Genomic DNA, 10,422 nt, shown 5'->3' with positions numbered 1-10,422 from the left:
TTGCGTAACATTTTTTCTTTTTAATCGTGTTTTTCATAGGATCGTTCCTTTTCCATCCGTTTATTTAACCTAGCTTCCACCTGTTTTCCTACTACCCAAAGAACGAAAATGATGATTAAAACAATAATCGTTTGTTTCGGTTTATGAATTAAAGAAGGGATATCGTGTCCGATGAAACTGATTGTAAAAATCATCACCATTTTCCCCGCTAATACACCAAGACCATATTGATAAATATTGATTTTCGATAAACCAGCAACAATATTGACGATTGCAGAAGGAGTAAAGGGAAAACAAAGTAAAAGAAAAATAAGGCTAAAACCATGCCTATCTACAAAGTTAATCATTTTATTCACTTGCTTATGATTTTTTATAAAGGATAAAAATCGCTTTTGTCCATATTTTCGGACGATGGAAAAAACGAGTAACGCACCGATGGAGGCACCGGTCCAAGAGAATAAAAATCCAAATCCTAACCCGAAAGCACTGGCATTAGCCATAACAAAAAGGAAAAGGGGTAAAAAAGGCAAAAAGGCTTCAATTAGCGGGAGGATAATTCCTGGTAACGGCCCAAAGGATCGATAACTTTGTATAAGATTCATTAAGTTTTCAAGTGTGAACCATTCCTCTATAAAAGTAAAATCCATAAAACGTCTCCCTTATGTGTCGTTTGTACTAGTCTTGTTCCCTTCGTTCCCTCTTGCAAAAATCTGCTTTTCAATACAATCTTATCATAATCAATTGTATCAAAAAATATTTTCAATCTATATACGAACGAAACAGAAAATGGATTCAATGAATAAGTAATTTTTTTGTCATCTTATCCTTTTTCCAGCACCAAACAAAAACTGGTTTATGTGAAAAAATCAGATTTATGAGCCTAAATTTCTGTAGAAATTGTTTGATAAATCCCCAGATTATTTTCAGAAGAAATAAGGGGAATAGGAACGGATTTGAATCATAAAGCCTTCAGCTGATGATAGAGTGGTTCTGATTGAAATAGGAGAATTTGTTATGGTAGGAAAAATGAAAGGGCCTTTAATGTACTCTTGAAAAGTAAATCCCGAATAGAAAAGTGGGCAACACCATAGAAATGATGTTGCCTACGATTTATATATTGAAAGTTTTCAAAATCCATGGGATTAAATACCGTTGAGATCCCCCTATTTTGAAATCATATAAATGCCTATGCTTTCATTTTATCTCCATCGATTTCAGATGATTTTATCTTTCATGTAAAAATTCATCAAACCAACCTTTTATATATTCAAGACGTGCAACACGCAAATTCGGTTTTCCACTTCGTGAAAGTTCGTGGTTTGATTCCGGAAAACGGATGAATTTCACCTTCTTTTTCCGATGCTTTAATGCGATAAATAATTGTTCCGCTTGCTCGATTGGGCATCGATAATCCTTCTCGCTATGTAAAATTAGGAGAGGTGTTTCCACTTTGTCTACATAAGCGAGAGGAGAGATGTTCCAAAGAGCATCCACATCATTTTTTTCAACTAAATGTTGCCATTCATTAAAATAGTAACCGATATCACTTACACCATAAAAACTTACCCAGTTGGAAATGGAACGTTGCGTTACGGCAGCTTTGAATCGATTCGTATGACTGACAATCCAGTTCGTCATAAATCCACCGTAACTACCACCTGTGACTCCTAATCGTGTTTCATCAATGAAATCGAATGTATCCAACGCATAGTCAACGGCCGCCATAACATCTTTGTAATCATTGCCTCCATAATCTCCGCGGACGGCATTGACAAATTTCTGTCCGTAACCGTGACTTCCCCTTGGATTCGTATATAAAACTGCATAGCCACTAGCTGCCAACATTTGAAATTCGTGAAAATATGTGTTTGCATACATCGCATGGGGACCGCCGTGCACTTCCAAAATTAATGGGTATTTTTCTCCTTCCTTGTACTGTAACGGTTTCATAATCCAGCCGTGAATCGTCCAACCTTCCGCACCTTGAAATTGAATCGGTTCCGGTTTGACCAATTGGACAGTTTTTAAGAAATCATTATTCATTTCTGTTAACGGCTGGATCGTTCCTGTTTGTAAATCTACTTCATATACATCACCGGGATGGTCCGGCCAGCTAATGGTCGCGATAGCGAAATGATTTTCAGTTTTTGACAGTCCATACACATGGCCATCCAAATTCGTCACTTGTTTCACATTTCCCGATAAATCGGTATAAAAAATATTTGTGCTCCCCTTTTTAGATGCGGTGAAGTACATTCCCTCACTCATCTCAGACCAAAGCGGTGCCGGCATCGTTACCCCTTGTTGAAAATCCCCTATCGCATAGTCACCGACAGATAGATCCCAATTTTCCGATAGGCAAGTTACCGTTTTTTCTTTTATATCGTATAGCCAAATTTTCACCAATGTTGCATTTTGAAATTCCCGTTCATGTCCATAAAATATGATATATCGACCATCAGGGGAAAAGGATGGATTGAAAAACATCCCTCTTCCGGAGGTAATTTTCTCCTTTTCCTTACTTTTCATATCCAACAAATATAAATCTTCAATAAATGAAAAATCCTTATCCGATGAATAATCCGCTCCAAATACAATCTTTGAACCATCCGGTAAAAAACCACCTAGCGAATGATTTGTTTCTCCCTCCGTCAACAGTTCCATTTTCCTTGTTTCCACATCGATTACAGCAATCTGATCGTATTTACCGTTAAAAAATCCCCCATGATCGGATTTATATTTCAATCGATCCACTTCGAAAGGAACGGGTTTTTCTTCCTCGTCTTCCTGCTTTTCTTTTGTTTTTAATCCTTCTCCAGGCTTAAGTGGGACGGTGAAAGCAATTTTTGATCCGTCCGGTGACCAAACTGGATTGGATGCCCCGTTTTCCACATCTGTAATTTTTTCTGCCTCACCTCCGCTAATATCCATGATATAAATTTGATTTTTTCCCGATCGATTGGACACAAACGCTAGGCGAGTTCCGTCCGGCGACCATCTTGGCGAAATATTTCTGTCTTCACCAAATGTCCATTGGGAAAGTCGTTTCGTTTGCCGATTGTAAACAAACAGATTAGAAACATATGCGTTTTTCGTTTCAGAAATGGTCGTTTGAACGAAGGCAACCAAATTTCCATCCGGTGAAAGGTTCGGATCACTTACCGATTTTAACTCGTACAAATCTTTTGCTTGAATCCCTCTTTTTAATGACATGTTTCTCACCCTTCTTGATTTCATTTTCACAAATTCTTATCTCATATATTTCGACACCCTTAATAAAATTCCTTCTTTCAGAGGGATTTTTTATATAAAAGAAATATAAAACCATTGATTTTCATTGGAATTTCATATACCATTATAAATACGAACTTATGTTCTTGTTTTTGGAGGGGTTGATTGTGTCAAATATTCCATCCGAATCACGAGATTTATTGGAACAGGCTATTTATTATCCGATGCTCGTTAAAGTCTTGGAGAGGGATTTAATCGCCGTTGACAAGAGCCCCTTTAAACTGCCAAAACCATATAAAGACTGGATCGAACAAACATTAATTTTCGTACAAAAACAATTATTTTCAATAAAAAGGGAATTAAAAAGGCAAGGGATGAAAATTCACGAAGTAAAAAGGGATGAGTTGTTTACAACCTATTTGTTTGTTTACAGGGGATATGAGGAATATCACAGCTATTTTAATCCGAGTATACGAAATAAAGTAGAAGAATTGTTGGCTTATCATTTATATAAACGATTTGATCCGGAATAATTTTTCAGCAGTTTCGAATAATAACGGTACATTTTCTTCCTTTCCGCTGCCTCCATTTGCATCTCTACAGGGTGGATCATATTTTCTTTATACCAGCCTCGCAATCGCTTTACAATTTTCGATTGTAAATGAGCCGTTCGAAACAATTGATTTTCAAAAGAATACGTAGAAATGGACAGTTGAATAGTCACATCGTTTTGTAAGGTCACTTCCGTTTTCATCTTTGAGACAGGTCGATAATCGATGACATGTTCATAAGAGATCCAGGCACATTTTGGACTCGTCGGTGAAGCTGTTGGGAAAACATAGATGGATTGGATTGGATCGATGACAATTGGTGCTTTATGGGTAACACCGATCAGTTCCTTCGTTCCCTCCCTTCTTCCATCATAGCTGGAAGCATAAAAACGACAACTTTTCTTTATAACGTCTAATGGTTTATAAGGAGTTGTAATTTCTCGATTCAGTTCTAAAATTTTCGAATACGTTTTGCTCCCATACTGGATAGGTAAAATAGCCATCGTTTGTGGAGATAGATAAAATTCTTCATGCAACTTCCACTTCTTATCCGACAAAATTCTCTCTCCTTTCTCATATTTTTACAAAATTCAAATAAATTATATCATACTAACTCATTATTGTCACGAATAATTTGACTTTTGCGATTAAAAGGATGCTAATATCTTTTCAGAACATTTTAAAATTTTATTGTGTTTTTAACTATTTTCCAATATAATATGTAATAAATATTTTGATCGTCAGAGAGGGTCGTGGGAAAAACATAAAGAAAGGAGGAGCCTGGAAGATGAATAAAGAACGTTCATATTCAGAGTTGACGAAGGCATATCGAACGGTTCAAATGCAAAATAAAGAAAAATTCGTTCAAACCTTGTATATTGATATTTTACTGCATGAATCCCTCCTTAAAGAAAAAAGAGAAAAAATCAAAAGGGAAATTGATTCGAGTTTAGATGCAAAGGACAAAGAACTATTTTTTACATTGGTCGAACAGTTAAAAAAACTTGAAGCAGAATTGAATGCATAAAACTGCTAATTGGGCAGTTTTTTTCTACGATATCATTTGGACATAGCCACCGTTTTAAAAAAATTTCATAATCTGATTATTGTTTTTCATAAGAATCACGATACGATTCCACAAACAAAATTCGTTCCTTTAAAGTTGGATGACCATATCGAAACCATTTCACTAAGATCGGAGGATTGACTTGTGACAAGCTAGATTTCGCCAATTTCTGAAAGGTTGAAATACCAGCGTCCACATTTTTCACCGTTTCAATAGCGTAACGATCCGCACGCATTTCTTGATAGCGGGATGCCGCATTGACCAATGGGCTGGCGGAAAAGGAAAGAACAGAAATCATCCCAATGATTAATAGAAAGGACGATAAACTCCCTAAAGAATCGATTTGTAATATCTTCCCAAATTTCCGGATAACCACATTCATCCATTTCGCTGTGAAAAATAGCCCGATGAATAAAAGAAGTAAATATCCTACAATTCCGATATAAATATGCTTTTCTACATAATGGGCGATTTCATGAGCCATAATAAATAAAATTTCCTCTTCATCCAATCGTTCGATGACCGTATCCCATAACACAATTCGTGCATTCCCCCCTATTCCCGTTACATAAGCATTTAAAGCATTCGTTTTCAAAGACATATCTACTTCATAAACATGTTCTGCATCCACTCCAGCTTCTTCCGCCAATGACAAAATTTTTCCTTCCAAGCTTTTATTAGTAAGGGGAGTAAATTCGTTATAAAGGGGATCGATCACTACCGGTTGAATATACATGAAAAAAAGAACGAAAGGAACTGCTGAAAACCACGTATACAACCACCATCTCTCACCCTTTTTTCGAATGAAGAAAATGACAACGGTCATAATGAGAAATAATAAAAGGAAATCGATCCAAAAACGAATCAGATGGTCCTTCATCCAATAGGAAAAGGACTGGGTTGATATGCCATAATTTTTCGCATAAACCCATGAGACAAATCGAATGGGATAAAAAACGATAAAAGAAAGGACCGAGAAATAAAAGGAAAAGACCCCGATTTTGATCAATTGAAACGTAGATGTTTGTTCAGCCAATTTCTCCATCCGTTTTCCCCAGCCGAATAAAAGTAGAAGGAAATAAAAAATCCATTCGTACGGAATCTGCAAGAAAAAGAGAAAATGACGAATCGACGAATACTGTTCGGCCTGAATTCGCTCAGTTTCCGTCATAAATATGGATGGATCGACGGAAGTTCCGGCTATTTCCGGGGAAATGTCACCTTTATCCCAATGGAAAAGATATAAATAGATGAGACCTAGATAAATCAAATAACCAATGATGAGGTAAATTGTTATTTTTCTCTTTGACATCGCCATCCATCATCTCACTTTTCCAATTTTTTAAATTAAACAGGAATTATAAAAGATATGACGGTTAAAACGATAATTGATCCAATGACAACAATAACAACATTAATCCCTCGATAAGCCAAAAAAAAGGCGACGACGCTTCCCACAATCCCATACCAAAGCTTCCCATCTTGGATAAATAGTACCCCTGGAAAGATTAACGCACCTAAAATTGCATAAGGTACATTTCTCAACACCCTTTCTAAAAAAGGGGGGAATTGAACATTTTGTAAAGCGACAAGGGGTAGCATACGTGGTAAATAGGTGGCTAGTCCCATTCCAATGATCATCCAAATGATTGAACTACTCATTCGATCCGCTCCCTTCGAATCCAACAAACCCATTCAACAAGTACAGAAGATAGCAATGTGGAAAGGACGATCGACCAACCGATGGACATAAGTTGATAGAATGTAAAGAGGGAATTGAATCCAGCAGCTACAACCGCTAAATACAATACTTTACGGTTTCCTTTAATCGACGGTACGAGAAGTCCGATAAACATCGCATACAAAGCGATTGACATCCCCTCTTGGAAAACATCAGGCAAACCGGCACCAACAATATAACCGACAGCGGAAAAACCGACCCAACTAATATATGATATGAAATTTAGTCCAAGCATATAACTCGTTGAAATTTTCCCCTTTTGCACAGCAGCAACGGAAAAGGTTTCATCCGTAATACCAAAGGAATAAATTGCCTTTTTAAGTGGATGATCCTTTTCAACTTTTCCATTTAAAGATGCGCTCATTAAAAAATGTCGGATATTTACGATCAATGTCGTTATAATGATTTCGAATCCGCCACTTTGTTTCGTAATCATGTCAAGAGCCATATATTGGGAAGCCCCTGCGAAAACAATCACACTCATCAACACCGTTTCTATTAAGGAAAGACCCGTTGCTTTTGCAATAAAACCGTATGTAATCGCAATGGGCATATAACCGATGGCAATGGGTACCCCCGCCTGTAAACCAGTTTTTAACGAACTGCCAATCTGTCCGACCGTTGACACCTGCATATATATCAATCTCCTCCTTTGAATGAAAAGGGCCGAGAAAACTAAACCTCGACCCTTCCGCAAAGGTTCCCGATTAAATTCAAAACCATAGTCGTCTTGTAACTCCATCTATTCTATATATTCCGCCATATTATCCCATTCAGATTTTAACTCGATTCCCATTTCCTTTGCAGCGTTTTTGTTAATAACAAGTTTTAAATTTTGTGGATATTGGGCAGGTAGTTCAGACGGATCCTTTCCATCTTTCAAAATTTTTACAGCCAGTTCGCCTGCCTCATATCCGATATCAAAATAATCAAATCCGTAGGCGGCAAATCCCCCGCGCTTAACAGAGTCTAGCTCACCGACAAACAATGGAATATCATTGTCTTCAGCAACGGATATCACTGCTTCCAATCCATTTACAACCGTATTATCCGTTACGATAAAAATAACATCCACTTTTCCAACTAACGAATCTGCCGCTTGTTTTACTTCAGACGTATTGGCAACGGTTTTTTCCTCAAGTTCCAAACCAGTACCATCCATCGCTTCCTTCATCACTTCAATCTGTTTCACCGAATTTTGTTCCCCTGCGTTGTATATCGTCCCGATCGTTTTGGCTTCCATTTGTTCAGCGATAAATTTGATCGTATTTGGAATTGCATCGGGATGCATATCTGCCGTTCCCGTAACATTCCCCCCGGGTGATTCCATAGAATCGATTAATTCGGCTCCTACCGGATCGGTCACCGAAGTAAATACGACAGGGATCGGATTCGACTTCGTTTCACTAACAGCTGCCTGAGCACTCGGTGTCGCATTAGCAAAGATTAAATCCACACCTGCATTTACCAAGTTTTGAGCAATCGTTTTAGCTGTATTCGGATCCGCTTGAGCATTTTGTTTATTATATTTCACATTCAATCCCGCATCTTCCAATGCCTTTTTAAATCCTTCTTCCGCCGCATTCAAACTCGGATGGTCAACGTACAAACTAATCCCTACTTCATATGTAGTTTCCTGAGTCTCATTCCCTTCCCCATTGTCACTTCCATTGTCTCCACCATCGGAACTATTATTTGATCCACCACACGCTCCAAGGATGAAAATGATGGCCAGGAGAAGTGAAAGAATCCCTAAATTTCGTTTCCCCATTTTTTATCCCCCTTTAAAGTGCTAAATTGTGTTAAATACATTATAATCTTAACAATCACTTTGTCAAGTATTTTTCGAATATTATTTATATGTAAAATTATTTTTTACATAGGTCTAAAAGGAAAATTCAATTATTTCTACGGTTTTAAACAACACTCAATAAAATTTCGTTTTCGAAAAGACCGATCCATAAATTTTGATGAAAAAAGCCCCGACTGTTATAGTCGGAGCCTAGAGTGAATCTTTTAATAAATTAAATTTAAGAAATCATCCTTTTCAATATTTCCGAAATAATGTTTAATATCCACATCTTCCAACGCTTTGGCCATTTCTTTCCGATCATATCGGATTCCAATTAAACGTTTTTCAATATCTTCCACTTCTCCTACGCCAAAAAAGTCACCGAATATTTTACAACTTTGAATGATTCCCTTATCTACTTGGAAGCGGACATCTACAGAACCTACAGGAAAGCGTCGAGAATGTTGAATATTAAATTTCGGGCTTTTTCCGTAATTCCATTCCCAATTTTGGTAACGGTTTTTCGAGATTTCATGGATCTTTTCCCAATCTTTATCTTGCAATACGTATTCTTGTACTTCGCCACCTTGTTCCGCAAAAATGCTCTCTAATAAATATTGTCGGAATTGTTCAATTGTAATCGGGTTCGGCAAAAATTCGGATATATTTGCCACCCGACTTCGAACGGATTTAATTCCTTTCGATTCAATTTTTTCCTTTTTCACCTTCAGTGCGGAAGCAACATTTCCAAGTTCGGAATTCAACAGAAGAGTACCGTGGGTAAACATCCTTCCTCCTGTAGAATATTGGGCATTTCCAGAAACCTTTTTCCCGTCGATTACGATATCATTTCGTCCTTGAAGTTCCGCATTCGCCCCTAATTTACGTAACGCTTTAATGACTGGCTCAGTAAATTTTTTGAAATTATGAAAGCTGTTTCCATCATCCTTCGTAATAAAACTATAGTTTAAATTTCCCAAATCATGATAAACCGCTCCTCCACCAGATAAACGGCGGACAACCTTTAAATTATTTTTCTCTACATATTCAGTGTTAATTTCTTCAATCGTATTTTGATTACGCCCGACGATAATTGACGGTTCGTTAATATAAAATAGCAAATACGTTTCGTTAATGTCCAAATGTCTTAAAATATATTCTTCAATCGCTAAATTGATTTGTGGATCATGAATTCCTTTATTATCAACAAATAGCATATTACTCAACCTCCGTTTATTGCTTTATGAAATGATCCATTGTTTTCCCGTTTCTGCCAATTCGATCGGGCCATTATAATACAAACCGGCTTCTTCGACTAATTTTTCCTTCACTCCAAAATGGGGAAGATGGGTCAAAATAAGTCTGCGGACATTCGCTTGCTCCGCTAAACGTCCCGCATCTTCACTCGTCATATGTCCACTCTGTTTTGCATCCATTCCTGCGTAAAAATTACTTTCTGCAAGCAGGACATCCGCGTCCTTTGAAAAATGGATCAATTCCTTTGAAAATGAACCATCTGCAGTATAAACAAGGGTTTTCCCATCAGCTTCAAAACGGAAAGCGTAACAAAGGACAGGGTGCTTCGTTTGGTGAACAGTAACGGAAAAGGGACCAATCGTAAGTTTTTCATTTAAATCAATCGCCTTTCCTGACGTTATATCTTTATATGTAAGAGAGGAAAAACCCTTTTCATCATGGGGATGGGCGTAAATTGGAAGATGCTTTTTTTCTCCGGAAATAAATCCATGGATAAGAAAGGCATGCTGCAAAACCCCAATATCGGCTGTATGATCCGGATGATAATGGCTAATAATACATGCGTCCAAATCGGTTGGTTTAATAAACTGCTGTAATTTGGCCAGAACACCACTCCCACAATCAATCAAGAGGTGAAAACCTTCATGTTGTAGTAAATACCCGGAGCTAGCCTCATTGACGTTCGGATAGCCTCCCCAAAATCCGATCACCGTCAATTTCAACCGTTATTTCACCACCTTCATTTTCATCGTTCACACTAAGCAAATAGTTGGTTAACAAAAAA

At 37.4% G+C, this 10,422-nt stretch carries 11 protein-coding genes; 2 read left to right on the top strand and 9 right to left on the bottom strand.

Annotated features, from left to right (window positions below; genetic code table 11):
* Positions 1-20: 20 nt before the first annotated feature.
* The gene (locus OE105_RS02585; protein ID WP_275421172.1) at positions 21-647 is read right to left on the bottom strand and encodes a TVP38/TMEM64 family protein; all 627 of its coding nucleotides are present in this window, start codon (positions 645-647) and stop codon (positions 21-23) included.
* A 577-nt stretch (positions 648-1,224) separates the two neighbouring features.
* Positions 1,225-3,213 (bottom strand): S9 family peptidase, encoded by a 1,989-nt coding sequence (locus OE105_RS02580; protein ID WP_275421171.1) that lies wholly within the window; start codon positions 3,211-3,213, stop codon positions 1,225-1,227.
* Between the two features lie 185 nt (positions 3,214-3,398).
* Between OE105_RS02580 and OE105_RS02575 the strand changes: the two genes are divergently transcribed.
* Positions 3,399-3,764 carry a YhjD family protein gene (locus OE105_RS02575; RefSeq protein WP_275421170.1) on the top strand — a complete coding sequence of 122 codons (366 nt, stop codon included), beginning with the start codon at positions 3,399-3,401 and terminating at the stop codon, positions 3,762-3,764.
* On the opposite strand, the gene OE105_RS02570 is transcribed toward OE105_RS02575, so the two are convergent.
* Complete coding sequence (locus OE105_RS02570) at positions 3,734-4,339, bottom strand: competence protein ComK (protein WP_275421169.1); 606 nt, start codon at positions 4,337-4,339, stop codon at positions 3,734-3,736. The two genes, OE105_RS02575 and OE105_RS02570, sit on opposite strands and share 31 nt — an antisense overlap.
* Before the next feature lie 230 nt (positions 4,340-4,569).
* On the opposite strand from OE105_RS02570, the gene OE105_RS02565 reads away from it, so the two are divergent.
* The gene (locus tag OE105_RS02565; RefSeq protein WP_275421168.1) at positions 4,570-4,809 is read left to right on the top strand and encodes an IDEAL domain-containing protein; all 240 of its coding nucleotides are present in this window, start codon (positions 4,570-4,572) and stop codon (positions 4,807-4,809) included.
* 76 nt (positions 4,810-4,885) lie between these two features.
* On the opposite strand, the gene OE105_RS02560 is transcribed toward OE105_RS02565, so the two are convergent.
* From OE105_RS02560 to OE105_RS02535, 6 genes are all read right to left on the bottom strand, one after another.
* A complete protein-coding gene (locus OE105_RS02560; protein WP_275421167.1) occupies positions 4,886-6,160 on the bottom strand; it encodes a M48 family metallopeptidase in 1,275 nt (424 codons plus the stop codon).
* 35 nt (positions 6,161-6,195) lie between these two features.
* Positions 6,196-6,510: an AzlD domain-containing protein gene (locus OE105_RS02555; RefSeq protein ID WP_275421166.1), complete on the bottom strand. Its 315-nt coding sequence runs from the start codon at positions 6,508-6,510 to the stop codon at positions 6,196-6,198.
* Positions 6,507-7,223 carry an AzlC family ABC transporter permease gene (locus OE105_RS02550; protein ID WP_275421165.1) on the bottom strand — a complete coding sequence of 239 codons (717 nt, stop codon included), beginning with the start codon at positions 7,221-7,223 and terminating at the stop codon, positions 6,507-6,509. Before OE105_RS02550 ends, OE105_RS02555 begins: the two co-directional genes overlap by 4 nt.
* Before the next feature lie 108 nt (positions 7,224-7,331).
* Complete coding sequence (locus OE105_RS02545) at positions 7,332-8,360, bottom strand: ABC transporter substrate-binding protein (protein WP_275421164.1); 1,029 nt, start codon at positions 8,358-8,360, stop codon at positions 7,332-7,334.
* 245 nt (positions 8,361-8,605) lie between these two features.
* Positions 8,606-9,598, bottom strand: coding sequence for a lipoate--protein ligase (locus OE105_RS02540; RefSeq protein WP_275421163.1), 993 nt, complete (start codon positions 9,596-9,598; stop codon positions 8,606-8,608).
* 24 nt (positions 9,599-9,622) lie between these two features.
* Complete coding sequence (locus OE105_RS02535; RefSeq protein WP_275421162.1) at positions 9,623-10,360, bottom strand: MBL fold metallo-hydrolase; 738 nt, start codon at positions 10,358-10,360, stop codon at positions 9,623-9,625.
* Between the last annotated feature and the right edge of the window lie 62 nt (positions 10,361-10,422).

This window comes from Fervidibacillus halotolerans, assembly GCF_026547205.1.
Lineage (GTDB): Bacteria > Bacillota > Bacilli > Bacillales > Caldibacillaceae > Fervidibacillus > Fervidibacillus halotolerans.
Note: the sequence above shows the minus strand (reverse complement) of the source record. Positions and strands in the feature narration are given on the sequence as shown.

Excerpts from the sequence above, each read along its gene's own strand:
- OE105_RS02540 (WP_275421163.1), bottom strand. The coding sequence starts at position 9,598 with ATGCTATTTGTTGATAATAAAGGAATTCATGATCCACAAATCAATTTA.
- OE105_RS02550 (WP_275421165.1), bottom strand. The coding sequence starts at position 7,223 with ATGCAGGTGTCAACGGTCGGACAGATTGGCAGTTCGTTAAAAACTGGT.
- OE105_RS02545 (WP_275421164.1), bottom strand. The coding sequence starts at position 8,360 with ATGGGGAAACGAAATTTAGGGATTCTTTCACTTCTCCTGGCCATCATT.
- OE105_RS02585 (WP_275421172.1), bottom strand. The coding sequence starts at position 647 with ATGGATTTTACTTTTATAGAGGAATGGTTCACACTTGAAAACTTAATG.
- OE105_RS02580 (WP_275421171.1), bottom strand. The coding sequence starts at position 3,213 with ATGTCATTAAAAAGAGGGATTCAAGCAAAAGATTTGTACGAGTTAAAA.
- OE105_RS02565 (WP_275421168.1), top strand. The coding sequence starts at position 4,570 with ATGAATAAAGAACGTTCATATTCAGAGTTGACGAAGGCATATCGAACG.
- OE105_RS02555 (WP_275421166.1), bottom strand. The coding sequence starts at position 6,510 with ATGAGTAGTTCAATCATTTGGATGATCATTGGAATGGGACTAGCCACC.
- OE105_RS02560 (WP_275421167.1), bottom strand. The coding sequence starts at position 6,160 with ATGTCAAAGAGAAAAATAACAATTTACCTCATCATTGGTTATTTGATT.